The 26,400-nt window shown below is 52.4% G+C and carries 25 protein-coding genes; 17 read left to right on the top strand and 8 right to left on the bottom strand.

The genetic code is table 11. The annotated features are described in order from the left end of the window. Positions 1-109 precede the first annotated feature (109 nt). Positions 110-1,819 (top strand): methyl-accepting chemotaxis protein, encoded by a 1,710-nt coding sequence (locus tag NYE24_RS25275; RefSeq protein ID WP_342476967.1) that lies wholly within the window; start codon positions 110-112, stop codon positions 1,817-1,819. Between the two features lie 125 nt (positions 1,820-1,944). Then, positions 1,945-3,072 (top strand): hypothetical protein, encoded by a 1,128-nt coding sequence (locus NYE24_RS25280; protein WP_342476968.1) that lies wholly within the window; start codon positions 1,945-1,947, stop codon positions 3,070-3,072. Positions 3,073-3,198: 126 nt separating this feature from the next. Here the strand turns inward: NYE24_RS25280 and qoxD are convergent, their stop codons facing one another. The 4 genes from qoxD to qoxA are packed head-to-tail and all read right to left on the bottom strand — an operon-like array spanning position 3,199 to position 7,097. After that, positions 3,199-3,492, bottom strand: a complete 294-nt coding sequence (gene qoxD, locus NYE24_RS25285) for a cytochrome aa3 quinol oxidase subunit IV (protein WP_036693559.1) — start codon at positions 3,490-3,492, stop codon at positions 3,199-3,201. Between the two features lies 1 nt (position 3,493). Then, positions 3,494-4,090 (bottom strand): cytochrome aa3 quinol oxidase subunit III, encoded by a 597-nt coding sequence (gene qoxC, locus NYE24_RS25290; RefSeq protein ID WP_036693560.1) that lies wholly within the window; start codon positions 4,088-4,090, stop codon positions 3,494-3,496. After that, positions 4,087-6,036, bottom strand: coding sequence for a cytochrome aa3 quinol oxidase subunit I (gene qoxB, locus NYE24_RS25295; protein ID WP_036693561.1), 1,950 nt, complete (start codon positions 6,034-6,036; stop codon positions 4,087-4,089). The genes qoxC and qoxB overlap by 4 nt, the downstream gene beginning before the upstream one ends. A 44-nt stretch (positions 6,037-6,080) precedes the next feature. After that, positions 6,081-7,097: a cytochrome aa3 quinol oxidase subunit II gene (gene qoxA / locus NYE24_RS25300; RefSeq protein WP_341028883.1), complete on the bottom strand. Its 1,017-nt coding sequence runs from the start codon at positions 7,095-7,097 to the stop codon at positions 6,081-6,083. A gap of 499 nt (positions 7,098-7,596) precedes the next feature. Between qoxA and NYE24_RS25305 the strand changes: the two genes are divergently transcribed. After that, positions 7,597-8,751, top strand: a complete 1,155-nt coding sequence (locus NYE24_RS25305; RefSeq protein WP_051493332.1) for a polysaccharide deacetylase — start codon at positions 7,597-7,599, stop codon at positions 8,749-8,751. A gap of 89 nt (positions 8,752-8,840) precedes the next feature. Here the strand turns inward: NYE24_RS25305 and NYE24_RS25310 are convergent, their stop codons facing one another. Further along, positions 8,841-9,458: a TetR/AcrR family transcriptional regulator gene (locus NYE24_RS25310; RefSeq protein WP_076157036.1), complete on the bottom strand. Its 618-nt coding sequence runs from the start codon at positions 9,456-9,458 to the stop codon at positions 8,841-8,843. A 155-nt stretch (positions 9,459-9,613) separates the two neighbouring features. Between NYE24_RS25310 and NYE24_RS25315 the strand changes: the two genes are divergently transcribed. From NYE24_RS25315 to NYE24_RS25335, 5 genes are all read left to right on the top strand, one after another. Beyond that, positions 9,614-11,059 carry an MFS transporter gene (locus tag NYE24_RS25315; RefSeq protein ID WP_342476969.1) on the top strand — a complete coding sequence of 482 codons (1,446 nt, stop codon included), beginning with the start codon at positions 9,614-9,616 and terminating at the stop codon, positions 11,057-11,059. Positions 11,060-11,248: 189 nt separating this feature from the next. Next, the gene (locus NYE24_RS25320) at positions 11,249-11,638 is read left to right on the top strand and encodes a GntR family transcriptional regulator (RefSeq protein ID WP_342476970.1); all 390 of its coding nucleotides are present in this window, start codon (positions 11,249-11,251) and stop codon (positions 11,636-11,638) included. Beyond that, the gene (locus NYE24_RS25325; RefSeq protein WP_342476971.1) at positions 11,631-12,533 is read left to right on the top strand and encodes an ABC transporter ATP-binding protein; all 903 of its coding nucleotides are present in this window, start codon (positions 11,631-11,633) and stop codon (positions 12,531-12,533) included. Before NYE24_RS25320 ends, NYE24_RS25325 begins: the two co-directional genes overlap by 8 nt. Next, entirely contained in the window at positions 12,487-14,517 is a 2,031-nt protein-coding gene (locus NYE24_RS25330) for a hypothetical protein (RefSeq protein ID WP_342476972.1), read from the top strand. Before NYE24_RS25325 ends, NYE24_RS25330 begins: the two co-directional genes overlap by 47 nt. A 223-nt stretch (positions 14,518-14,740) precedes the next feature. Beyond that, complete coding sequence (locus NYE24_RS25335) at positions 14,741-15,262, top strand: mismatch-specific DNA-glycosylase (protein ID WP_342476973.1); 522 nt, start codon at positions 14,741-14,743, stop codon at positions 15,260-15,262. 971 nt (positions 15,263-16,233) lie between these two features. On the opposite strand, the gene NYE24_RS25340 is transcribed toward NYE24_RS25335, so the two are convergent. Then, entirely contained in the window at positions 16,234-17,202 is a 969-nt protein-coding gene (locus NYE24_RS25340) for an MraY family glycosyltransferase (RefSeq protein WP_051493333.1), read from the bottom strand. An 85-nt stretch (positions 17,203-17,287) separates the two neighbouring features. Here NYE24_RS25340 and NYE24_RS25345 point away from each other — a divergent pair, with 85 nt between their 5' ends. Next, complete coding sequence (locus tag NYE24_RS25345; RefSeq protein ID WP_342479297.1) at positions 17,288-17,977, top strand: YjjG family noncanonical pyrimidine nucleotidase; 690 nt, start codon at positions 17,288-17,290, stop codon at positions 17,975-17,977. A 105-nt stretch (positions 17,978-18,082) separates the two neighbouring features. Beyond that, a complete protein-coding gene (locus NYE24_RS25350; RefSeq protein ID WP_051493334.1) occupies positions 18,083-18,775 on the top strand; it encodes a hypothetical protein in 693 nt (230 codons plus the stop codon). Between the two features lie 123 nt (positions 18,776-18,898). On the opposite strand, the gene NYE24_RS25355 is transcribed toward NYE24_RS25350, so the two are convergent. After that, on the bottom strand, positions 18,899-19,882 hold the full coding sequence (locus tag NYE24_RS25355; RefSeq protein WP_036693573.1) for a ring-cleaving dioxygenase: 984 nt from the start codon (positions 19,880-19,882) through the stop codon (positions 18,899-18,901). Between the two features lie 147 nt (positions 19,883-20,029). On the opposite strand from NYE24_RS25355, the gene NYE24_RS25360 reads away from it, so the two are divergent. The 7 genes from NYE24_RS25360 to NYE24_RS25390 all read left to right on the top strand — a co-directional run bounded on the left by NYE24_RS25360 (position 20,030) and on the right by NYE24_RS25390 (position 25,481). After that, the gene (locus NYE24_RS25360) at positions 20,030-20,866 is read left to right on the top strand and encodes an AAC(3) family N-acetyltransferase (RefSeq protein WP_342476974.1); all 837 of its coding nucleotides are present in this window, start codon (positions 20,030-20,032) and stop codon (positions 20,864-20,866) included. An 87-nt stretch (positions 20,867-20,953) separates the two neighbouring features. Next, positions 20,954-21,886: a manganese-dependent inorganic pyrophosphatase gene (locus NYE24_RS25365; RefSeq protein WP_076157041.1), complete on the top strand. Its 933-nt coding sequence runs from the start codon at positions 20,954-20,956 to the stop codon at positions 21,884-21,886. Positions 21,887-22,048: 162 nt separating this feature from the next. After that, positions 22,049-22,624 (top strand): hypothetical protein, encoded by a 576-nt coding sequence (locus NYE24_RS25370; RefSeq protein ID WP_342476975.1) that lies wholly within the window; start codon positions 22,049-22,051, stop codon positions 22,622-22,624. 21 nt (positions 22,625-22,645) lie between these two features. Beyond that, complete coding sequence (locus NYE24_RS25375) at positions 22,646-23,347, top strand: pirin family protein (protein ID WP_342476976.1); 702 nt, start codon at positions 22,646-22,648, stop codon at positions 23,345-23,347. A 36-nt stretch (positions 23,348-23,383) separates the two neighbouring features. Beyond that, complete coding sequence (locus NYE24_RS25380) at positions 23,384-23,713, top strand: hypothetical protein (protein ID WP_036693580.1); 330 nt, start codon at positions 23,384-23,386, stop codon at positions 23,711-23,713. A 182-nt stretch (positions 23,714-23,895) separates the two neighbouring features. After that, positions 23,896-24,990, top strand: coding sequence for a Glu/Leu/Phe/Val dehydrogenase (locus NYE24_RS25385; RefSeq protein ID WP_036693581.1), 1,095 nt, complete (start codon positions 23,896-23,898; stop codon positions 24,988-24,990). A gap of 161 nt (positions 24,991-25,151) precedes the next feature. After that, positions 25,152-25,481: a DUF898 family protein gene (locus tag NYE24_RS25390; protein WP_342479298.1), complete on the top strand. Its 330-nt coding sequence runs from the start codon at positions 25,152-25,154 to the stop codon at positions 25,479-25,481. 129 nt (positions 25,482-25,610) lie between these two features. Here NYE24_RS25390 and NYE24_RS25395 read toward each other — a convergent pair whose 3' ends face one another. Continuing rightward, positions 25,611-26,288: a peptidylprolyl isomerase gene (locus NYE24_RS25395; protein ID WP_341029794.1), complete on the bottom strand. Its 678-nt coding sequence runs from the start codon at positions 26,286-26,288 to the stop codon at positions 25,611-25,613. Positions 26,289-26,400 lie beyond the last annotated feature (112 nt).

Genomic DNA, 26,400 nt, shown 5'->3' on the forward strand with positions numbered 1-26,400 from the left:
TATTTTTCTTCTTTTTTCGACAATTTTTTTAGCAGGGCCATCAACAATTCGATGTTATTCTCCGATAAATAAGGTTACAGCTAGATTCGAGAAGGCGGGATAACGGGAAATGAGACATCTGAAGATTAAGCATAAAATGATTGTACTGATAGCGGTGGTTATCCTACTGCTGATCGGGATTGGAACAATAGGTATTCTGACGACAACCAGAATGGCGGACAGGTCTGAAGAGACGTATAGGCAGAACCTGCAGCCGATTTATTTCGTAACGGAGATCCGCGGGAATAACCGGGCAATTGAGTCTTTTCTGCTGGAGGATCTGATTACCACGGATGACGCCAAGAAGCAGGAGCTGAAGGCGAGAATTCAGGAGAACATCCAGACGAACAATGAGCTGATGGCCGAACTGAGGAACATTGAATTTAACAATGAGAAGATTGCTGCTTATGTGAACGAATATACCTTGCTGCTGCCGGACTACCGCTCACAGCGTGATAATATTATCCACCTGGCCGATAACGATCTTAACGACGAAGGGTATCAGGTGTTCACGGGCCAGACCTTTAATGAGCTGCGTGACAAAATGGTCAGGCTGCTTGAAGAGACAGCGACGTTATTCATTCAGGATGCGTCTGCCCATAACACACAGACCATAGAGAGTGCCAAGAGCTCTGTTACACTAAGCAGCGTTCTGATTGTGCTGGCCTTGCTGCTCAGTATTGTCCTCAGTATCATTATCACACGGCTGATTACAAGACCGCTGAAGGAATTGCAGGGGCTGATGAAGCGGGCGGAAGAAGGGGATCTGACGGCCTCTGCCGCTTACCGGTCCAGGGATGAGATCGGCCAGATTAATACCTCGTTCAATACCATGCTGGACGGCTTGAAAAATATGATGCGCGGCGTCTCGGAGAGCGCCGAGATTCTCTCGGCTTCCTCCCAGCAGATGAGCGCCAGTGCCGACCAGACCGCACACGCCTCACAGATGATCGCTGAGACCTCAGGCGAGATCGCGGCCGGATTCGATGTGCAGGCAGAGAGCATTACCCTTACTACGCAGTCTGTACGGACGATGTCTTATGAGATTGCCGAAGCCCGGCATAGCGGAAATGAAATGACACGCCTGATGGAACAGGCTGCCTCCTCCACGGAACGCGGTGTGTACGCAGTAGAGCAGATTCTGGCCCAGATGCGGGAGATTGACTCCAGTGTCTCGGCGAGCCGGCTGATTGTGGGCAACCTGGGCAGCCTGTCTGAAGAGATAAATACGATTATTACAACCATCAATGAGATTGCGACCCAGACCAATTTGTTGTCCCTGAATGCTTCCATCGAGGCGGCACGGGCGGGTGAGCATGGCCGTGGCTTCGCAGTAGTTGCCGGTGAGATCCGGAAGCTGGCGGAGGCTACCGGATCAAGCTCGCTGCAGATTACGGAGATCATTAACCATATCCGTCAGCAGACCGCCAGTGCCGTTGAATCGATGGAGCAGGGCTCCGGGATTGTCTCTCATGGCGTAGCACAGAGTGAAGTGGTATCGGAAGCCTTTACAGCGATCCAGACCTCCATTCAGGCGGCCAGTGAGCAGACAGAGCAGATTACAGAGGTTATCGGCCATGTCGCGCAAGAATCGGAGGAAGCAGCCAAGTCTATGTCGACGGTGAATGAAATCTCGCGCAAAGGCGCCGCAGACGTTCAGGGCACCAGCGAAGCAAGCCTGGAGCAACTGACCGCGATGGGAGAGATGTCCTCTTCCGCACAGTATCTGGCTACCCTGGCCGAGGACCTGCAGAAGCATCTGGCAAGGTTCCGGCTGTAACTGCTATAATAGACACGAGCCTGGCCCGATTCGGCCGAGGAACCCTGGAGATTCCCGGGCATCCTCAGCGGAGCCGGGCTTTTGAACGTATTATTATTATTAACCTCAGGGAGGCGGTCTCTATAATGAATAATCGAACATGGAAGCTGGCGGTAGTTCCAGCCTTGTTAATGACACTTGCAGCTTGCAGCTCGAATCAGGCTATTACTCCGGCGGTTAGCCCCAGCCCGCAGCCAACAGCAGCTCCTGTAGAAGCGTCTGTCCAGCCGGCGGAAGGGCCGAAGGCTACACCGGCACCTGCTGAAGCTGCTGGCGTAAAGGTTGGGGAAGTTAAGCAGTATGAGCAAATCGCGATTTCCGACTGGAAAGATGATCACACCATTGTCGTGTCCAAGGCGAACGATAAGCTTGGGCCGATCGCCTCGGGAGAGCTGAAGGGGTCTTATCCGCAGAGCCTGTATTTCTTCCATCTGGATACCGGCAAATACGATTTGATTACTGAGAAGGCGAACATGATGCTGGGGGATGCCAAGCTATCCGCCGATCAGTTGTTTCTGCTGTATAGTGAATTCTCCCTGGGCGATCCTGTCTACAATGTAATGGACCTGGGGTCCAAGAAGACCTTCACCATCAAGGGCGATACCATTGCCGGGGCAATGGGAGCCGAGTGGGCAGATAAGGATACAGTAGTGGGTCCAGCGTACAGTGGCGGCGCTTATACAGCGACTACTTCTATGAAGATTGCGCCGGTGGAGGGACTGGGCGGGGAAGGCCTGATTGTTGTAAGACAAATCAAGAATAAGATCTATTACACCAGTAATTCGAATGACTCGCTGCACACCCTGAACCTGAATACTAAGGAAAAGGCAGACCTAAATATTCCAGGTACCAGCAGCGTAAACCCTTCGCCGGACGAAGAACAAATGCTGATCCTGCAGTATAAGGAGAATACCCAGGCGCTGCTGCTCAGCGGCACAGACGGTAAGAATCCGCGGACCCTGGTGGAAGGCGCTGAACTTGGATCCGTCTCCTGGTCTCCAGACCAACGTCTGGTCGCCTATAGTGTAACTATTGAGGAGAAGGGGACAACGAAGAATACCTTATATGTCTACGACCTGTCTTCTGATAAGTCCGTTCAGATTGCGGAGAGCAACGGGACGATGACCACCTCATGGAGCCCCAATGGCAAGCAGCTTGCGTATACGGAGCGGGATGACAGCGGCAGCAGCAGCAGTATAGTACAGTTAAAGTAGAACATCAACATGATGGCAATCTTTAAAATCCAAAAAAAGCGGTCCGCACCGGTAAATCTACCGGATACGGACCGCTTTTTTTATAGATTACTTGAAGGAGCATAACGCTCCTCTGCTTCTTAGGTGCTAAGCATACCAGCCCCATACGAAGATGAACAGGGTGCCGAAGATGGTGACCAGGGCCACGAACATGGCATATGCGATGTTGATATACAGTTCTTTTTTGGAATCGGCCGATTCTCCGATGTGCATGAACACAAACAGCTGCAAGGAAGCCTGGATTAGCGCTGTGATTAGCAGCACCACCATATTGGCACTGGAGGACAGGTCTCCATAAATAACAATCAGTGCAGCGGCAGAGAGGACCAGAGAGGCTACATAACCCATCACATGCTTAATTGGGAATAGTTGCTTCATCATGTCACATCAGTCCTTTCAGGTAGACGAAGCTGAAGATAAAGATCCAGACCACGTCTAAGAAGTGCCAGAACAAGGAGAAGATGAACGTTTTGTTGGCGGTAGCGGGAGTAATGCCGCGCTTCCACAGCTGAATCATAATGCCAATTCCCCACAGCAGGCCGAAGCTGACGTGAAGACCATGCGTTCCCAGTAGTATGAACAGACTGGAGAGGAAGCCGCTGGTCTGCAGGGTAGCTCCTTCATGCACATAAGTGAAGAACTCGTCAATTTCGATACCGACAAAAGCAAGACCCATCACCAGCGTAATCGCCATGAAGACCATCATAGCTTTCTTGTAGCCATGCCGCATGGCATGGACAGCCAGACCGATAGTGAAGGAACTCGACAGCAGGAGGAAGGTCTCCATCAGCACCGGGCCGATCTCGAACAGCTCGCTGCCGCTCGGTCCGCTGGCATAGCGGTTAACCATTACGAAATATACAGTGAACAGCGTAGCGAAGAGAGGGATCTCGGCTCCGAGAAAGACCCAGAAGCCGAAGATCTTGTTACTGTTCTCTTCCGTTGAATATTCGAGCGGCTTGGACGCATCTATTTTCATACAGTCTCACCCCGCATCAGTTTCTTTTCTGTAGCTATAACCTCTTCTACAGGAATGTAGTAGCCTTGGTCCTTATCGAAGGACATGAAGGCCAGCACGACCAGGATTCCAATTCCGGCAACAATCGCCGGAATCCACATGCTGAATACCAGGAAGAAGCCAAGGAAGAAGAAGACTACACCCAATATGAACGGCTTGCCGGTATTGCTTGGCATATGAATCTTGGTGTATTTGGTGTCTGTATACAGCGGGATATTCTCCTGCTTCGCAGACCATAGAGCATCACGTGTCTCAACCTTAGGCACAATCGCAAAGTTGTAGAGCGGGATCGGGCTATGCGTAGCCCATTCGAGCGTCCGGCCATCCCAAGGATCGTTGGTTGTATCTCTTGGCATGTAGCGGGTACTCCAGTAAATATTGTAGACCAGGATCACGAAGCCGATGGCGAGACCGACAGCCCCGACGAAGCTTAGCATATTGAGCGGACCGAAGCCTGATTCCTTAGAGTAAGTGTACAGACGGCGTGTCATTCCCATCAGTCCCAGGAAGAACATTGGGAAGAAGGTTACGTTAAAGGAAATGATGATCCACCAGAAGGCATGCTTGCCCAGCCGTTCGTTCAGGCGGAAGCCGAATACTTTAGGGAACCAATAGTGGAACCCGGCGATGACGGCGAACACAGCACCCGGAATCAGCACGTAGTGGAAATGCGCAACCAGGAACATCGTGTTGTGATACTGGTAATCGGCGCTGGCCATCGCCAGCATGACGCCCGTTACCCCGCCGATCGTAAAGATCGGGATAAAGGCTAGAGTATACAGCATCGGGGTCGTGAAGGTAATCCTGCCCTTTCGCAGGGTGAATAGCCAGTTGAATATTTTGACCCCGGTAGGTACTGCTATGGCCATCGTTGTTATCGAGAAGAAGCTGTTGACCATGGCACCTTGACCCATCGTATAGAAATGGTGCGCCCATACGAGGAAGGACAGGAGCGAGATGATCAACATACTGAATACCATGGAGGTATAGCCGTACAGGTTCTTCTTCGAGAAGGTGGCGATAATCTCACTATAAATACCGAACGCCGGAAGGATTACGATATAGACCTCCGGATGTCCCCAGACCCAGAACAGGTTGGCCCAGAGCATATCCATCCCGCCGTTGGCCATCGTGAAGAACTGGGAGCCGAAGAGGCGGTCGAACATCATCATCGCCAGCGCTACGGTAAGAACCGGGAAAGCAAAGACAATAATAACGTTGGTGATCAGTACGGACCAGGTGAACATCGGCATCTTCATCAGCGTCATGCCTGGTGCGCGCATTTTGAGAATTGTTACGATAAAGTTAACCCCGGTGATCAGCGTACCGATACCGGATATTTGCAGAGCCAGAGAGTAGTAGTTGTTCCCTACGGTCGGGCTGAATTCAAGACTCGCCAGCGGGAAGTACGCTGACCAGCCCGCATCCGGCGAGCCGCCGATGACGAACGAAATGTTCAGCAGCATGGCGCCCATGAAGAAGAGCCAGAAGCTGACGGCGTTCAGCCGCGGGAAGGCAACGTCCCGTGCACCGATCTGCAGTGGAATGATTACGTTCATCAGACCGATGATGAACGGCATGGCCATGAAGAGAATCATGATCAGACCATGGGTGGTGAAGACCTCATTGTAATGCTGTGCATCGAGGAATTTCATTTCCGGCGCAGCCGTCTGCAGACGCATCATCATTGCATCTACACCGCCGCGGAACAGCATCAGCAGCGCGGCGAGGATGTACATGATCCCGATTTTTTTGTGGTCAACCGTAGTCAGCCATTCGCGCCACAGATAGCCCCATTTCTTGAAATAGGTAAGCCCTACGAGAATCCCGATGGTTGCCAGTGCAATACTGATCATGGCCCCGTATATCAAGGGTTCGCCGTGAACCTTAAATTTGTCCAAATCCATTAGGGTAGCTCCTTTCAGTGTGTTGCATTAAGCTCGCAAGAGAGCTAGTGTCCTTCATGTGTGCTTTCATCTACAGCTGAGGTTGGCAGCGGCTGGTCCAATTCAGGATCAGGCTTACTATCGAATTCCGTTCCGCTGGACGGCTCTGGAGAAGGATGAAGCTCTTTGTTATCCTGATGCTCCTGATTGCCGTTGTCCATATCCATCTCCTTGCCGCCGCCGCTCATATGCTCGCCGTGGTCTCCAGGAGGCGGGCTGAACTCCAGATGGGTGGAGGAATACGTTTTGCGTCCGAGATAATCCGTGGCCAGCAGGCCCTTGAATTCTTCCTCAGTCAGCTTTGGCGCAGTTTCCTTCACTTCCTTCACCCAGTCCTCGTAACCCTTGTTACTCAGGACAAGCGCTTCGAATTCCATGTGGGCGAAGCCTTTACCGCTGAAGTTAGCGTTCTTTCCGATATAAGAGCCTTCTGTATCAGCGGAGAGATGAAGCGTTGTCAGCATGTCGCTCATGGCGTACTTTTGGCCGGCAAGCTGTGGAATCCAGAGACTGGTAATGGTGCCGAATGAGTACATTCTGAATTCTACCGCACGATGCACCGGCATATTCACGTAGTTAACCGTCTCGATCCCTTCCTCAGGGTAGCTGAAATGCCATTTCCAGTTGGAAGAGGAAGCATAGATGACCAGCGGAGTCTGATCTTGATAGTCCGCAGCCACATTCTCCACTTCGTTAGTCGTCTTGACGGTAACAACGGACAGGAAGGCTACGATGATAATCGGAATGATAATCCAGATGGCCTCCAGTACCTTGTTGCCTTCCTCATGTTCAGGGATGTAGCCCTCATTACTCTTCTTCGCACGATATTTCACCAGTACAAAGATATACAGAATGTAGACAACAGCCAGAACCCCGAGCATTACAAGAATAGAGAGCAAGATGGTGTCAGATAACGTCCTTGCAGACGGCCCCTTCGGGTTCAAAACAGCGATTGAGCTGCATCCCGGCAGGAGAAGGATCAGGCTTAAAAACAAAGCGTATAACGGTCCCTTTTTTTTCATATAGAACTCCTTCCTTCAATACTACTTTTCATTCGCCGTTCATTAACGGGAGTACATTGATCTGTATCTATAGTAAGAACTACTTACCCATAATGCAAAATACATATTTTGTATAAAAGTATAAAAAAGACCTTAAAAATGGCGAACAAGTTAAATATGTGTGATCAAATTGTTACAACTCCCTAAGGGTATGATAAAGATCACTGTAGTGGCGCACTTTAGCTAATTTTAAGGTTGTTCAATTTTTGTTCAAAATATCGATATTGTTATTAATATTGTCACAATTATTCTGCGCCAAAAACCGCTGATTTAACCGTGTAACGCTTGCTGTGACAGCATTCGACGAGATTTGCGTGCTTTCTGAAAATTATGGCGAACCCTCATTTATCATTGCACAAGAGTAACAATTTTTTAGCTTCCGGTTACAATCTCTCAAATTACGTTGAAAGTATATATGATAAAGTAATAGATAAATATACATAGATTGGAGACTGCTGCTGTGCGTATCAAGAAAATTCTGCTCTTATTCATGTCTTTATTCCTAATCATGGGGCTTGTGCAGGTCCCGGCTAATGCTAAAGGTGATAGCGCTATTCTTAAGCTCGGAGTCAACGATAAATTAAGTAAGGTTGAAGCTGTTTCCGTAAAAGGCACCTATTATGTACCGCTGCGTGCACTTGCGGATGAGCTGAAATGGACCCTTACCGGAATGACGGACGGAATTCAAGTAGCCGGCGGAACGGGTTCGCTTACCCTGCTGAGCAAGGACGGAGGTGCCGTGCTTAAGGATGGCACTACTGTGCCTATGAGCACTTTCGTGCAGGACGGCAAACTCATGGCTCCGCTGAAGGTTAGCGGGTACCTCGGGTATAGCATTTCCTACGCGGGAGATAAATATTTACTTCGTGTGAAGGACGGCTCGGCGCAGCTTACCGATGCAGTGTTTACCGATAAATATGCTGCCGACCTGAAGCCGAAGGCTCCAGTGGCTCCAGTGACTCCTGCCACTCCCGTTACACCCACTGAGCCGGGCAAGCCGGGCCGGACCGTATACCTGACTTTCGACGATGGCCCGTCAGCGACGACTGGTGAGTTGCTGGATATCCTGCACAAATATGACGTACAGGCGACCTTCTTCATGCTGGGGAACAACATGAATGAGCATCCCGCCCAGGTAAAGCGGATTGCTAAGGAAGGCTATGGCTTAGCGCTGCATGGTGTGACCCACCGCAAGGAGAAGTTCTATGCCTCTCCTGCAGCGGCGCTTGCCGAGATGTCAGGGGCCAATGCAACATTGAAGAAGCTGACGGGAGTAAGCACCCCACTGATCCGTACGCCATACGGAAGCAAGCCCTATTTCACCAAGTCCTTCCGCGATAAAGTCCTGACGCAGGGATACCATCTCTGGGACTGGAACGTGGATTCCTATGACTGGAAATACAAACAGAACAGCGACAGAATCTATAACACCGTGATGGATCAGGTGAATAAGCTGAAGGCGTCCAAGACGAATCCGGTAATTCTGATGCATGACCAGAAGGCTACACTCAAGGTGCTGCCGCGTATTCTGGAGAAGCTGAAGAAGGAAGGCTATACCTTCAAGCTCATTACGAAGGATATGGAGCCGCTCAATTTCTGGAAGGATAAACGCTGATCCGCAAGGGTCAATAAAGAAAGAGCAAGCTGCGGGGTACCTGCAGGCTTGCTCTTTTTTTGAGGAAATGTATAGAGAAAAGGCAGTTGTTACTTATACAGATATTGCACCAGCATATGAACCAGCTCTGACTTCAGCCGGTCCACAGCGATCCGCTGCGGCGAGAAGGAGATAAAGTCTACAATCGCGCTCACTGACTCGAACACAATGATCGAAGCTGCCTCCGTATCTTCGGTCTTCAGTTCATCCTGTCCCATCTGAAGATAGGTCAGCGTCTTGAGCCGGCCGGACTCGTACTGGGCATCCATCAGCTGCTTGATAGCCTCATCGCTGTGATACATAATATTCAGATCCTTATGGTACCCGATAAATGCCTTATGCGCGAGCAGAAGCGTGTCTATCAGATGCAGGATCAGGTCCGTACGTTCAATCGTATTGAAATTAATCTCTGCCATCGACCGCTCGACCTCGGCCATCAGCTCATCCCCGTACATGTGGAGCACCTCAATAAATACGGCCCTTTTATCCACAAAATAGGAGTAGAAGCTCCCGGTCGAGACCCCGGCTGCCGCTGCAATCTCCTTCGTATTCGTCTGATAGAAACCCTTGTCCGAGAATAGCTGCATCGCGGCCCGGATAATGGCTTCCTTCGTTCGTATACTGCGCTCCTGCTGCGGAGTTCTAATCTTGTCCTCTGTTTCACCCATATCGTAAGGTCCCCCTCATAGTACAGATTGTAGTGGAGTGGTTTTGCGCTGTCAATAAAAGTTGAACCGGAGTTCATTTTTTGATTGACAAATATGAACTAGGGTTCATATAATCTGAATATGAACTCTATTTCATATTTCAGGAGATGATCGATATGGGGATTGGGATGCGCAGAGCTTTATCCTTTACGGCGATTGTGCTGGGCTTTTTCATGGCGCTGCTGGATACAACCATTATTAATATTGCCCTGCCGGAGATGACCCGCCAGTTCGGGGGGAGTGTGTCGCAGGTATCCTGGGTGATGAACGGCTATAACCTGGCATTTGCCGTATTCATCCTGACTGCCTCGCGTCTGGCCGATCAATTCGGACGGAAGAAGGTATTCCTCATTGGCGTGGGGGTGTTCACACTGAGCTCTCTGCTGGCCGGACTCTCCACTTCACTTGGCATGCTGATTCTGTTCAGGGTCATTCAAGGCTTGGCGGGAGCCATTATTGTGCCGGTTACAATTCCGCTAAGCACCACCACCTTCCCCAAAGAAATGCACGGGCTGATTATAGGCATATGGGGAGCCGTCTCGGGAGTGGCTGCGGCAAGCGGTCCGGCACTTGGCGGAATACTGACACAGAAGCTGAGCTGGGAGTGGATTTTTTTTGTGAACGTACCGCTTGGGCTGCTGAGTATAGGGCTGACCGCTATGTTCATTCAGGAGTCACGGGATGATTCAGCAGGGCGGTCCATAGACTATGGCGGAATGCTGGGGATTACAGGCGGGATGTTCTGCATTACATATGCCCTGATTAAAGTGCAGGATTACGGCTGGAGCTCGCGCCCGTTCCTGGGACTGATGGCTGCGGGGGTGCTGTGTTTGGTGTTCTTTTTTCTTACGCAGTCTAAGGGGAAGGAGCCGATGCTGCCCCTGTCCCTGCTGAAGATCAGGGCCTTCAACAGTACCTCGGTATCGATGATCGTGCTGGGGGCGGCGCTGATGAATATTTCGCTGCTGACCTCCTTTTATCTGACCCGGGTGATGGGGGTGTCGGAGCTGAAGGCAGGGCTGGTCCTCTCAACTATGGCCTTAGGCTCCATCGCCAGCTCGGCTGTATCCGGGCCGCTGTCTGCGAAATACGGCAGCAGTCTGTTCGCCGCGGCGGGAATGGTGCTGATTGGCGGTGCCACCTATTCCATGAGCGGACTTGAGGCCGATTCTACGCTGGGTGCGGTGATGCTCCGGCTGGCAGTGACCGGCTTCGGCGTGGGACTCTCGATGGCGCCTGTGATGTCATCGGCGATACGGGTCGTTCCTGAAGATAAGGTGGGCATAGCCTCAGGAGTAACGAATATGGCAAAGGCGCTGGGGAGTGTGCTCGGTGTGGCCATCATCGTCACGGTGCTCCAGCATAATACAACCCGGGAGCTGAGCGCGGCGAGCTCCGCAGGTACAGAGGCTGGGACTGCGGCAATAAGACAGCAACAGGCGGCTGTGGATGCATTCAGTCAGACCTATAAGTTCGCAGGCTATCTGCTGCTCCCGGGTATCGGCGCTGCCCTGTTCAGCGATGAACGCAGACAGCGGCGGAGCAGCAGTGTTCATGTTTAATGGAACAGTCCCGCTAAGCAATCATAACCCCCATCTGTCCTACAGGCAGGTGGGGGTTATTTGCATGACGCTGAAAATAGACAAAGTAAAAGTTAATGATTGACATTAACTCTCAACTGTATTAATAATAGTAGTACAGTTAACACAGTTTAACAGCCGGATCACAGGTCCGAAGAAGGGAGGACTGTCATGTTCGAGTTGGATGTACGCAGCCGCAAGCCGATCTATGAGCAGCTGACCGACAAGGTGAAAGAGTTGATTATGCATGGTATTCTGCGGGCAGATGAACAGCTGCCTTCGGTGCGGGCGTTATCCTCGCAGCTTACCGTGAATCCCAATACGATCCAGAAGGCCTACAGAGAGCTGGAGCGTGAGGGTTATATCTATTCGCTGCAGGGCAAGGGCAACTTCGTAGCCGCGCTGCAGCAGGGGCAGAGTGAGAGCAAACGGGCAGAGCTGAAGGAAGAGCTGCTGCGGCTGATGGCCGAAGCAGTCTACCTTGGGTTCACGGAGACGGAAATCAGTTCCCTGTACCGCGAGGCGCTGGATATGAGAAGAGAGGAGAGCAGCCATGATTGAGATACGCGGAGTGAGCAAGATTTTTCAGGAGGAAAAGGCTGTGAACGGCCTCTCGCTGACGGTACCCAAAGGGGCCATCTATGGATTACTGGGATCTAACGGGGCTGGTAAAACCACGCTTCTTAAGATGCTTGCGGGCATCTATCGCCCGGATACAGGGAGTGTCAAGGTAGGCGGGCAGCCTGTCTATGAATCACCGGAGGTGAAGCGCAGTCTGTTCTTCATGCCGGACAGCCCGTACTACTTCCCGCAGGCTACGATGAAGAGTATGGCGGAATTCTACCGCTCAATCTATACAGGGTGGAGTCAAAAAAGATACGAGGAGCTGGTTACAGTGTTCCGGCTCGATCCCCGGCGCAGACTCAGCCGCTTCTCCAAAGGGATGCAGCGGCAGGCCGCTTTCCTGCTGGCGCTTAGCTGCAAGCCGGATGCACTGATTATGGACGAGCCGATCGACGGCCTGGACCCGGTGATGCGCCGCCAGATCAAGAATCTGTTGTTCCAGGAAGTTGCCGAGCGCGAGCTCACCGTGCTGATCTCCTCGCATAATCTGCGGGAGATTGAGGATCTGTGCGACCATGTCGGTATTATGCATGAGGGCCGGATGCTCGTGGAGAAGGATCTTGATGATCTGAAGGCCGATACGCACAAGATTCAGGTCGCTTTCCGTGACGTGCGTCATGCGGCGGCGCTGGAATCCAAGCTGCAGATTCTCCATCAGGAGCAGCGGGGAAGCGTCAGTCTGTACATTGTAAAAGGAGAGCGGGAGCGGATCAGTCAGGCTTTTCATGTCTATGACCCGTATGTGTATGACCTGCTTCCGCTGACGCTGGAGGAAATCTTTATCTATGAAATGGGGGATGCCGGTTATGACGCGCAGCCGATTATTCTGTAACAGCAGCATTATCCGCCAGAACCTGCGCCAGTATGGCTGGATCGGAATTTTGTATACACTGGCGCTCTTATTCATACTCCCGCTGCAGCTGTTCGTTAACGGTGAACGGCTTAAGGAGCCTGTCGTATTAGAGGGACTATTCGATCTTGGCATGGACATTGCGGCAATTCTTATTCCTTTTCCGATCATCACCGGATTGTTCCTTTCCCGTTACCTGCAGTCCAAAGGCTCCTCCGATCTGATACACAGCCTCCCGCTGCGCCGCTCGCATCTGCTGTCTTCCTATACGCTGAGCGGTCTGCTGCTGCTGCTGCCGCCCATCTGGATTACAAGTGTGGTTACGATGCTGGTCCGCCCGCTGGAGAGCAATATGTATATCTATCACGGAGCGGAGGTCTGGCAGTGGTGTCTGACCCTTACTGTGTTGACCCTGTTCCTGTTCGCGTTCACGATGTTTGTCGGGATATGCACGGGGCAGACCATTCTGCAGGGAGTGGTGACCCTCATTCTGTTAGTCCTCCCTGCGGCAATGTTAATGTTTATAGATATGCATCTGAACAGATATTTGTATGGGTACCCGGATGGAGTAGGGGCGCGGGCAGATATAACAGATTGGGCGCCGCTGCTGCGGATTGTAGATATATCCTATAATCCTTTCAGCCATACAGAGCTGTGGGTCTACGCTCTCCTGTCCGCAGCCTTCTTAACGCTGTCCTTCGTGCTCTATCGTAAGCGCCACAGCGAAAAGGCCGGACAGGCAATGGCCTTCACCTATTTCAATCCGCTGTTCAAAGCCGGGGTGATGCTCTGCAGTATGCTGCTTGCGCTCAGCTACTTCGGTAGTATCAAGCAGGGAACAGGCTGGATCGTCGGCAGTGTCGCCGCCGGAGGGGTAATCGGTTATATTCTCGTAGAGATGGTTCTCCGCAAAAGCTGGCACATCCTGAACCGCAAGCTGCCGCTTGAATTGGCAGTATACAGTATCCTGCTTGGCTTGCTGCTCTATGTTCCAGTATCCGGCTTGACCGGATATGAGACCCGGGTTCCAGCCTCCGGGAAAGTGAGTGCGGTATTCGCCGGTGGCAATTATGATGAACTGACGCAACGCCCGTACGGCGCTAATAATACTCCACTTGCGGAGGAGGCAGAGGTCTATTCCAAGGACCCGAAGTATATTGAAGCTGTAACCGCATTGCATCATGCTGTCGTAACAGCGAAGCCGGGGCAGGATGATCTCATGTGGAATTATGAATATCCCACTCGCTACCGCTTCACGCTGTTATACCAATTGAAGAACGGAGGGACGCTGAAGCGGACCTATCTGGTTCCAACAGTGGGCTTCGAACCGGAGCTGAAGGCAGTCATGGGACATGTGGACTACAAACGTGTGCGATACCAGATCTCCCAGATGAACAAGAACGCAGAGAGTATCCGGGTAAGCAATCTGAACAAGGCCTTCAGTATTTCCGATCCGCAGGAGGTGAGGGAGTTCAAGGACATTCTAACCCGTGAAGTGCTGAACATGTCCTACGAAGATCGGGTCTCGGATCAGCGGTCACGGGCGTCCATCCGCGTTCTTCAGAAACCGGATCAATACGGTAATCAGGCGTATTTCTCATATGAGTGGTACCCGTCCTATCATGAATTGGGGGCTTGGCTGGAACAGAAGGGATATGCGGATAAAGTGCGGATTACCGCAGCGGACGTCCTGTCCGCCGAGATGTTCATAGATATGGATCACAGTAAGCTGCCACCCGGGCGGATGTATGATCCCGAGACCCGTCTGGAATTAGCCCGCAGCGAGAAACGGGCGGTCATGGTCACAGACAAGACGCTCATTAACGGTATTCTGGAGCATCGGCGCAATTACAACCGCAGAGAGGGAGAATATGCGGTGAAGATAGTGTATAAGAATGGTTCATCTAATTATATTTCGCTGAATCAGCAGGAGATGGCTCCTGCGCTGAAGGCTCTTCTTCCTTAGTCAATTTAGTCTGATGCAGTAACTAGACAGTCTGTTCCCCCCGTAAAAGGATGTAAATCCTGTGCGGGGGGATTTCTTTGTTGCATTGGGAAGTTAGTGCCGGTGCCAGGTCAGTGCCAGTGTTATGTTCTCTGCTTCAGCTTCAGTTGTACCTGAGTCCGAAGCAGGGGTATATTAGATTAGGGTCTGTAAAATAATGCGGCCAGTGTAAGGAGGAATGATCATGGAAGAGGTACGGGATCATCTGGATCATGGACTCCAGATTGTCTTCATCGGGTTCAACCCCAGCATCCGCTCCGGCGAGCTGGGCCATCATTATGCCAATCCGCGCAATAACTTCTGGCGCATACTCCATAAGTCCGGGCTGACGCCGCGGTTATACGAGGCCTCCGAGGACGGGGAACTGCTGAAGCTGGGGTATGGCTTCACCAACATCGTCGCCCGCCCCACCGTAGGCGCTGAAGATATCACCCGGGAGGAGTACGCCAAGGGCCGCGAGCACCTGCGGGCCAAGCTGGAGGAATACCGTCCAGAGATTGCCTGCTTTGTCGGCAAGGGCGTGTACACAGAGTACAGCCGCAGAAGTACAGCCGCCTGGGGCTTCCAAGAAGGTATTGCTCCGGTGGTGGACGGAGTCCGGGAGTTCGTCGCTCCATCCTCCAGCGGCTTGGTCCGCATGCCAATGCCGGAGATCATCGGAATCTACTCGCAGCTGCGTGACTTCACGGGGGAGCAGGCGCCTTGAGGCCGGGCCCGGGAGGGATCTGGTTCACGAGTAACCGGCCTGAATTTATGCGGAAAACCGAACACAATGCGTAGGCGCGAGGATGAGTGGACCGATGTATGCGAAAAACCGGATATAATATGCTGACTGGCTGAACGTGGACCAAATGCGAAAAACCGAACACAATGCGCAGGTACGAGGGGAAGAGGGCCCAATGTATGCGGAAAACAGCATACATTTGCTGGCGTGCAGGCGTGTGACCCGAATGTATGCGGAAAACAGCATACATTTGCTGGCGCGCAGGCACGTGACCCGAATGTATGCGGAAAACAGCATACATTTGCTGGCGTGCAGGCGTGTGACCCGAATGTATGCGGAAAACAGCATACATTTGCTGGCGCGCAGGCATGTGACCCGAATGTATGCGGAAAACAGCATACATTTGCTGGCGTGCAGGCGTGTGGCCCGAATGTATGCGGAAAACAGCATACATTTGCTGGCGTGCAGGCGTGTGGCCTGAATGTATGCGAAAAACAGCATTTACTAGCGTGCAGGCGTGTGACCCGAATGTATGCGAAAAACAGCATACATTTGCTGGGGACGGCACGTGGTCCGAATGTATACAGAAAACCTAACGCATGAGCCGACGCGAGGGCGAAAGGGCGTGTGTAGTGCTGGGTTTGTGGTTTTAAATCGTATCCCGCTTAAACAGCGGAGAGGACGGAACGAATGCGGAAAAGCGATAGCGGTCGCCTTTGTCTCCGGATTTTTACCGATTAAGGAAATAAATAAAATCTGGAGACAACAGCGATTGTAGCAACGTTCCGTTCGCGGAGCGTCCACCCGAGCGCCTGCGTGGATCCTGCTCGAACAAAAAGGCGTCCACCCAAGCGCCTACGCTGATCCTGCTCAAAAAATCAAAACTAAAAAGGCTGTCCCCGCAGCCATTTCATGACTTGTGGGAACAGCCTTTGACATACATAGTAACTTCATTACGTCTGGATCAGCAGCAGGATAATGGACGACAGGGAGAGGCAGACGCTGGCAAGATAGAGCACGCCGACCACCTGTTTCTGGTTCAGACCGGCCTTGAGCAGACGGTAATGAACCTGAGTGGCGTCCGCCTGATAGATGGCTTGTCCCTTAAGGAAGCGTCTGATAACGACAAAAATATTGTCGAAGATCGGTACGCCCAGCGCGAGAATCGGAATGAACAGCGACAACACCGTGGCCTGCTTGAACGCGCCGTCCAGTGCAATCACCGCCAGAATGAAGCCGAGGAAGGTGGCACCGGCATCGCCCATGAAGATTTTGGCCGGAGCCTTGTTGAAGCGCAAGTACGCCAGGGTAACCCCAATCAGCGAAACAGCCATGAAGGCTGAAGTAGATTGGCCCATCGTGAGTGCGACGACGAACAGGGTTACTGCCGAGATCGCTGTAAGTCCGCCGGCCAGACCGTCCATGCCGTCAGAGAAATTAATGACCGTAGTGACACCGAAGATCCAGATGATCGTCAGCAGGAACTGCAAAATGAACGGCAGTGAGATATAATCACCTGAGAACGGATTAATGAAGCCGGTAAACGCATTGCCGGAAAAGAACACCAGAACGGCGGCGGCAATCTGTACGATGAATTTGGGCAGAGCCGGGAAATCCTTACCTTTGGTTTTGTACCAGTCATCGATGGTTCCTATAGTCAGCAGAAGCACACCGCCAATGAACAGGGCGAGCGTCTCCAGGGTGAATTCACGTGCGAATAGCAGATATGTAATGAAAAAACCTACGAATATGGCATAGCTTGCCGTTAGCGGGATGGGCTCCCTATGGATTTTGCGTTCAACATCTTCCCTTGGCCTGTCCACGAAATCGAGCCGGAAAGCGAGCTTGGCCAGAGGAGGAATCAGCAGATAAACGATAAAAAATGACACGAGAAAAGCTAAACCGTATAAAATGACAATCACCCCGTTGATTTTTTAAAGGCCTAACTCAGATTATATCGCAGAAGGATGTATGTTGTCGAACTACATAAGCGAGATGGAGGAAATGATGAAATACGAATGTATCTTATTTGATGCCGATGATACACTGTTCGATTATGGAATGGCCGAGAGCCACGCCTTAAGCCATGCCTTCGCCCACTTCGGGCAGAAGGCAGGCGCGCAGGAGTATGCGGCCAGCTACAAGGAGATTAACCATGCCTTATGGAAGGATTTCGAACAAGGGAAGATCACCTCTGCCGCCCTGCGCGTAGAACGGTTCAACCGGCTGTTTGCCGCCCGTCAGCTCACGTTCAAGCCGGAGGAATTCAGTGAAGCATACCTGCGCTTCCTCGGCGAGGGTACCTTCCTGATTCAGGGGGCTGCCGAGCTCTGCGGCGAGCTTGCCGGATGCAGGCTGGCTGTGATTACGAACGGAATCAGCGATGTGCAGCATGCCCGGATTAAGGGTTCTCCGCTCAGCGAGGTATTCGAAGCGGTAATTGTATCGGAAGAGACGGGCTACCAGAAGCCGGAGACGGGGATTTTTGATTATGCTTTTGCCAAGCTTAATCTGTCCGATAGACGCAAGGTGCTGATTGTTGGGGACTCTTTGACCTCTGATATCCGGGGCGGGAACAATTACGGCATCGATACATGCTGGTTCAATCCCTTGGGCAAGCCCGGTGATCCTGAGATAGTTCCGACCTATGAAATCCGCAGTCTGGATGAGTTGGTCGAGATCGTGAAGCGCGCGTGAACGGAATATACGGCAGCAGGCAGGTTGAAAGTTTCGCTCCCGTGTTAAATATATAGGGACGCTAAGTTCCTACTTTTTTAACAACAACATACGGGAGAGGATATTATGAAGAAAAAATGGTTGATTGCCGCAGTTGTCACCGGCATGACGGTAACGGGCTCGGCAGGGGTGTATGCGGGCACCAAACTGCAGCAGATTAAGGCTTATCTGAACCATAGCCTGGGTATTGTCGTGGATGGTAACCCGTTTTGGATGAAGGACGGTAATGGCAAAACCCTGACACCGATCACCTACGAAGGTCTCACCTACCTGCCGGTCCAGTCGATCGCTACGGTGCTGAAGGTGCCTATCAATTATGACTCGGTCAACTATAAAGTGAGAATTGGTGCCGGCAGCGCGGATATTCCTGCTCCGACTCCTGCTCCGGGAACCTCTACCGGCGGAGGGAATGCAACTCCTGCTCCAGTAGTGGAGGGAACGGCTAGACCGGTTAATCTGCCTAAGGACTTTCCGATTCCCCAGGATGCCCTGATTGCAATCACGCTGGATACGGATGCTAACGGCCAGAAGAAGGTGGCGTTCACGTATTCAACGCAGGAGACCCTGGAGATTATGGGCTTCGTGTACAGTGAATATGCGCGGATTAAAAATCTGGATAATGCTTCGGAGTCTGTATCGGCCAGCAATGTCAAAATTTCGGGCAGACTCGGCGGGACAAGTCCTGTATCCATTACAGGCAAAGCCTCCACGGCCCGGCCCGGCTTCAACCTCTTCACGATCACCTGGTCGGAGAGCTGATCTGAGCTAGTAAGTTAAATTGTTATGCAGGCTTGGCTAACCCAAAAGAAACTCCGGCTTGTAAGTCAGCCGGAGTTTCTTCGTATGCAAACCGCCAGAGCTATTATCACTAGGATGATAACGTTAGACCTGCGGACGGGTATCCAGCGGCTTCAGGTGGGCCTCAATCTGTTCTCGCTTAGATTCCAGGAACGGCGGCAGGGCCAGCGCCTCGCCCAGATGCTCGACTTCCTCATCTGTGGCGAATCCCGGTCCGTCCGTTGCCAGCTCGAACAGAATACCATTCGGCTCCCGGAAGTACAGGGAGCGGAAGTAGAAGCGGTCTACAAAGCCCGAGTTCGGGAGCTGTACGCTGCGGATGCGTTCAATCCACTGCTTCAGCTCCTCTTCGTTATCGACGCGGAAGGCTACATGATGTACACCGCCCCGTCCCAGGCGCTCCTGTGGAAGATCGTTGCGTTCCTCCAGATGGATCTCCGTGCCGGAGCCGCCTTCACCGGTCTCGAACACGATAATATCCGGCTGGCCCGCCACCGGAGAAGGATAACTGCCTGCGCGGCGGAAGCCGAGCAGGTCCTCCAGAATCAGGGCTGTATGCTCAGCGGTCTCGACGGTCAGATGTGCGGGTCCCAGTCCGACAATGGCATACTCGGCAGGAACCGGGCTCTTGGCCCACGGCTTGCCGCCGGGCATGCCCTCGTTATGCTCATCCGAGACGAGGATGAGACGCTGGCCCTCATGGTCGGTGAAGGCCAGCGTCTTGCGGCCGCCGCGTTCGGTGATTTCCTCATGCTCTACGCCCAGTACCGTGAAGCGTTGTGTCCAGAAGAGCAGGGCATCATCGCCGGGAACACGCAGGGAGAGTGCGGAGATGCTGTTGTTGCCATCGCGGTTGCGCCCTGCGTTAGGCAGCTCGAAGAAGGTAAGCTCCGTGCCGGGATTCCCGGTCTCATCCCCGTAGAACAAGTGATAGACAGATACGTCATCCTGGTTGACGGTCTTCTTGATCAAGCGGAGTCCGAGCACTTCTGTATAGAATTTGTAGTTCTCCGGCGCTTTGGCGGTAATGGCAGATACATGGTGAAGTCCTTTTAGTGTTAAACTCATGGGAATACCTCCTGAGATTTGAGTTGGTATATAAAAGCTGTAAATTACTTATTAATATTAAGTTACTATAATTTTAATAGTAAATGAGTAATTTTGCAAGGTGTATTTCAAGATCGGTATTTATTATTCAGGAAAGCGGGGTTAATCATGCACACCAGATCAAGTCTGATGAAGCAGCTGGAGAGGATGGGGATCGATCCGCAGGGGACACTGCTGGTCCACTCCTCGCTCAAAAGCATTGGTGAAGTGGAAGGGGGAGCAGATACCGTACTGGATGTTCTCTCAGAATATATGAAGGAGGGGCTGCTGGTCCTGCCTACGCATACCTGGTCTTATATCGACGGGCAGAATCCGCGCTTCTCTGTGCTGGAATCGCCTGCCTGCGTGGGTATTCTGCCGGAGCTGTTCCGCAAGCGTCCGAACGTAATCCGTTCCTGGCATCCCACACATTCGGTGGCGGCCCTAGGCAGGGATGCGGCGGTATTTACGGCCGGAGATGAGCGCTGGGATACGCCTTGTGCGCGCGGCTCGGTCTACGGCAAGCTGCTGGATCGGGAAGCGGAGATTATGCTGCTCGGTGTGGATCTGCGGAGGAATACGTTCATTCACGGCATTGAAGAGTGGGTGGATATTCCCGGCCGGATGACGGACGGGCATGAGGCGCTCTATACTATGACGCCGGCAGGGGAGGAGATTGCGGTGACTTCGCGCAGACACTGCGGATTGTCCTGGTCGCAGCATTTCTGGAAGGTGGAGTCCGTGCTGGAGGACGGCGGAGCGCTGCGCAGGGGCAGCTTCGGCGATGCGGCGGTTATGCTCTGCGGCACAGTAGAGACTACACGTATCCTGAGCGGCATGCTCAGAGAGAACCCGGATCTGTTCTCGGATAACGAGCCGCTCTCCGGGGAGGATGTGCCTGAGGCGCTGCCGAAGACGAAGCGGGGGCAAGCTGTACAGGTAGGACAGGAGCATACCAAGAGTTAATTCCAGCCGGATATTTACGGGTCTCTGGCAGGTCTCTATCAATGTATGGTATATTATTCTCACAAAAACATAGTAAGGAGATTGGAAATGACAAAAACTTTGATCTTTGGTCACAAAAACCCGGATACAGATACGATCTGCTCGGCTATTGCTTATGCGGCACTGAAGAAGGAACTGGGCTGGGATGCCGAGCCGGTCCGTCTTGGAGACATCAGCGGAGAGACACAGTTCGCCCTCGACCACTTCGGGGTAGAAGCACCGCGTTTGGTGGAGAACGTAGCCGCCGAAGCTGAACAAGTGATTCTGGTTGACCATAATGAACGCCAGCAAAGTGCGAATGATATCGATCAGGTTCGTGTGGTTGAGGTTATTGATCATCACCGGATTGCGAACTTCGAGACAGCCTATCCGCTGTATTACCGGGCTGAGCCGGTCGGCTGTACAGCTACCATTCTGAACAAGCTGTACAAAGAGAATGGCGTGGCCATTCCTAAGAACATCGCCGGTCTGATGCTGTCCGCTATCATTTCCGATTCCTTGCTGTTCAAATCGCCGACCTGCACAGAGCAGGATGTGGCAGCTGCGCGTGAGCTTGCGGCTATTGCCGGAGTAGATGCTGAGAGCTATGGCCTGGACATGCTCAAAGCCGGTGCAGACCTGAGCGACAAGAGCATTGCCCAGCTGATCTCTTTGGATGCCAAGGAATTCAAGATGGGTGAATATAAGGTGGAGATTGCCCAGGTTAACGCTGTGGATGTGAATGATGTTCTATCCAAGCAGCCGGAGCTGGAAGCGGCACTTACCGCGATTATTGATGACAAGGGACTGGATCTGTTCCTGTTCGTAGTTACCGATATCCTGAACAACGATTCCGTGGGTCTCGCCCTGGGCCGCGTAGCAGGGGCTGTAGAGCAGGCTTACAATGTGAAGCTGGATGATAACAAGGCTGTGCTGAAGGGCGTAGTATCCCGTAAATCACAGATTGTACCGGTTCTTACCGAGACGATCGCTAAGCTGTAATTGCTGCTTCCGGGTGCACCCGGAGCAAGAAGGTTGTCCCGTGACCGGCTGTACCTTTTCCTCAGGAAATTGTGCAGCCGGTTTTATTTTACAATTCACAGCAACTCCTTGACGCCTGAAGGGTATAAACAGCATAGGACATTATATAGGGGGACGGGAATAATGGGGAAGATGCGCAAGCTGGCGATTTCAACAATGTGCCTGATGATGGTCTCGGGAGGAGGCCTGCTGTATGCTGCTGCCGGCAAAACAGATCTCTCATTCTATGTGAATAATATGCTGCTCAAGCAGTCTGCACTATCCTCGGACGGCGGGGTCTATGTGCCTGTGGAACAGCTTTCTGAGAATATGCAGGCGATTGTAACTGTGGACGACTCAGCAGGGACGGTCAAGATCTACAAGCCTAATGTGAACACGGTGCTGCTGGATGAGCAGGGCAAGATTTTTGGCAAAGTCAGAATGGACACCAGCAATACCTTCTCTGCCCTGGTGCAGGTGGATGATCTCAAAACAGATATCTCCGATCTGAAAATTACCATTACAGACCCGGCAGGCAAGACGGATGTTGTGGATAACCAGCCAATAACAGAGAAGAAGGACAGCTTCTGGTTCAAATCGTCAGCGTATAATTATAAGGTTACAGACAAGGGGAACTATATGATTCAGGTGTACTTCAAGGATGCTGCGTCCAAGAAATGGTTCATCGTTTCTGAACTGCAGATATCGACCACTTCATAATAACCACAGGAGGCGGTTCCATTGATTAAAATCTACCCTGCTGCGTCTGCGCACCAGTTCGACTACGGCTGGCTGAAGGGCAGTCATGTCTTCTCCTTCGGGGATTTCTATGATCCGGACAATACGGCCTTTGGGCCGATGCGCGTCTGTAACGATGATACGATCGCTCCGGGCAAAGGCTTCGGCGCCCACCCGCACAGTGACATGGAGATTGTCTCCATTGTACTGTCCGGCGTGCTTCGTCATGAGGACAACCTGGGCAATGTCGCGCAGACGTCCTTCGGCGGCATCCAGCGGATGTCGGCAGGGACCGGCGCGATTCATACGGAGCATAACCCTTCGGACAGTGAGCCGGTCCGCCTGCTTCAGCTATGGTTCATGCCCAAGACCCGGGGGACGGCTCCCTCCTATGCAACCGGACGCTTCGATCCGGCCAAGCTTGAAGGACGCCTGCTTCCGGTAGTAGCGGCCGAAGCGTCGGAGGAGATTGTCGATATAGCCCAGGATATGACGATTTATCTGGGGAAGGCCGAAGCGGGCGGGCAACTGGATTTCCGGCAGGAGCCGGGGCGGCGCAGCTTTGTATATCTGGTTGAAGGACAGCTTACCCTGAACGGGGAGGATGTGCTGAAGCCGGGCGATTCGGCGAGAATCGAGGATACAGCGCAGCTCGAGCTGAAGGCTGATGAGAACATACTGGTCATGGTGATTGATCTGCCGTAATGAGCGGCGGGATACAGACATGAAGGAGGAGCGCGAATGGCAGAACAGGAAAGAGTGCTGGTGAAGCATTCCGTAACCGGGCGCATGCTTGTGAACAGCATGGAGGGAGCCGGGTACACCTTTGATGAGCAGGGCGGGCTAACCTTGATCACCCTGACGAATGTGGCGGCAGATAAGGGCGCTGCGGTGGTGGAGCTGAAGGCGGAGCTTAATGTATTCCGCTTCGAGGAGCCTGCGGACGGGCCGGTCATCAAGCATTGGTACTACGTTGGAGATCAGCCTGTAACCTATGATGCAGACTCCGGGCGCTTAACGATAGCCGTGCAGTCCGAAATCGAATACCGGCCAGATCAATACTGGGCCTAATCCCTTCGCAGACTCCACCCCATGTGCTTACAATAGGCGTGAGGTTCGGGGTCTGCTGCTTCATGTGCTTTTATGAAAATAGATGAAAATGGGACAAATGAACTTGACAATACGTTCCAGAACGACTAGCTTTGTTATGAAACGTAACATGTACATAAGAAAAGACAGGAGAAATGAAGCGGATGGAATTGTTTGCGGCGATGGAGCGGGAGGATTACGAGGAAGTGCTGTTTTGTCAGGATAAGGCATCGGGGCTGAAGGCGATTATTGCGATTCACGACACCACGCTGGGACCGGCGCTGGGCGGAACGAGAATGTGGACCTATGCAACGGAGGAGGAGGCGCTTATCGACGCCCTTCGTCTGGCTAAAGGCATGACGTATAAGAATGCGGTGGCCGGGCTGAATCTGGGCGGCGGTAAGACCGTTATTATCGGTGATCCGCACACAGACAAGAACGAGGCGATGTTCCGCGCCTTCGGCAGATACATACAGGGCTTGAACGGCCGTTACATTACAGCAGAGGATGTAGGCACTACGGAAGAGGATATGGATATTATCCATCAGGAGACCGACTTCGTTACCGGAATATCGGCTTCCTACGGCTCGTCCGGCAACCCCTCACCGGCTACAGCCTTCGGCGTATATCAAGGCATGAAGGCCGCAGCGAAGGCTGCCTTCGGCAGTGATTCCCTGGCAGGCAGAACCGTCGCCGTGCAGGGTGTCGGCAATGTCTCCTTTACACTATGTAAGTATCTGCATGAAGAAGGCGCACGCCTGCTGGTAGCAGATATTCATAGTGAGGCAGTGAACCGGGCCGTCCAGGCTTACGGGGCAACGGCTGTAGACCCGGCCGACATTATTGGGGCAGATTGTGACATCTATGCGCCATGTGCGCTTGGTGCCACCATTAATGATGAGTCGCTGCCGCGGCTTAGAGCCAAGGTGATTGCAGGAGCTGCCAATAATCAGCTCAAGGAGCCGCGTCACGGGGACGCGCTGCACAAGATGGGAATTGTCTACGCTCCGGACTATGTAATTAACGCCGGTGGCGTTATTAATATCGCCGATGAATTGAACGGTTACCACAAGGAACGGGCGTACAAGCAGATAGCCCGAATCTATGACAGCATCACCTGTGTGCTGGAGATTTCCCGCCTGAAGGGGATTCCGGCCTATGCGGCTGCGGATCAGCTGGCAGAAGAACGGATATCCCTGCTGCGCAACAGCCGCAGCACTTTCCTGCGGAACGGACAGCATGCCCTTAGCCGGAGATAAGTCCCCAGTCGGGGCGCCTAATTTCGACTTTATTCTGCTTTTTATCCATTCCTAGTTAGAATTGTGAGAAATGTAGTAGTGCTCACCATGGACAATAAGGAAAATAGAACCAGGAATAATTTTGCATGAATGAAAGGGGGAGACCCATGGGAGCACTGCACATGAATACGGCAGCGATGAATTATGGAAGCAGAGAATCTTATTTTGACGGGAAGCTAATTGAGTACATTGGCTGGTGTCTGGCCGGCTGGCTGGTAACGGTCTGCACCTTCGGTATCTGCTATCCTTGGTCAGTAGTAATGCTCTACCGCTGGAAGATCGAGCATACCGTGGTGGAAGGGCAGCGCCTGCGGTTTGACGGTACAGCCGTCAGTCTGTTCGGACAATGGATCAAGTGGTTCCTGCTGACAGTGATTACGCTCGGGATCTACGGCTTCTGGGTGGTCATTAAGCTGGAGCAGTGGAGAACGAAGCATACCCACTTTCAATAAGAAGCTGCATGCTTCAAATATTCTTAAGATGCGAAGAAGAGCCATTCTCCGGTTATGGGGGATGGCTCTTCTGTGTGGATTTCGGGATTTTGAAGCAAGACTAGTCCGTGCAGCCAGCTTGCAGGTTGCTTATTGTGCTTTTTGCGGCTCGGGATAAGTAACGCCAAGCGTATCAACGGTGACCTTCTTCATGACCGGCGGCTGATCCGGACGGTCATTCTTGCCACGCGGCAGACTGACGATGGCCTGGACCGTTTCAAGTCCTTCAGTAACCTTGCCGAAGGCGGCGTAATCGCCGTCAAGGCTTGGATAAGCTGCGGCCATAATGAAGAACTGGGAGCCGGCAGAGTCCATATCCTGGCTTCTCGCCATGGATAGTACGCCTTCAGTATGCAGCAGATTATTGGTGAAGCCGTTGTTATTGAATTCTCCGGCAATACTGTAGTCCGGTCCACCCATTCCTGTGCCATCCGGGTCCCCGCCCTGGATCATGAAGCCTGGAATGACCCGGTGGAAGATGGTTCCGTCATAGAAGCCCTTCTTAATCAATGAAATGAAGTTGTTGACCGTATTGGGGGCAACCTCAGGATACAGCTCGGCCTTAATAACAGCGCCGTTATCCAACTCGATCGTAACCACCGGATGGCTGGCTGTGGCTGAAGGCACACCTTCTGTAACGGTGACGCTCTCCTGCGGTGCTGCTGTGGCCTCACTGCCTGCTCCGGAACTGCTGTTACCATTACCGGCGGCATTATTATTCACTGGCTTATTGCCGCAGCCCGCCAGAATGACGAGCATCATGCACATCACCGCAAGCAGGATGACGGGTTTTCTTGTGATAGACTTCACTTCAGAATCTCTCCTTTTGTCCAAATATAAGAATTTATATGTTGCACACGATAAATTATCCTTCTATTTC

Source organism: Paenibacillus sp. FSL H7-0350 (genome assembly GCF_038593195.1).
Taxonomy (GTDB): Bacteria; Bacillota; Bacilli; order Paenibacillales; family Paenibacillaceae; genus Paenibacillus_AQ.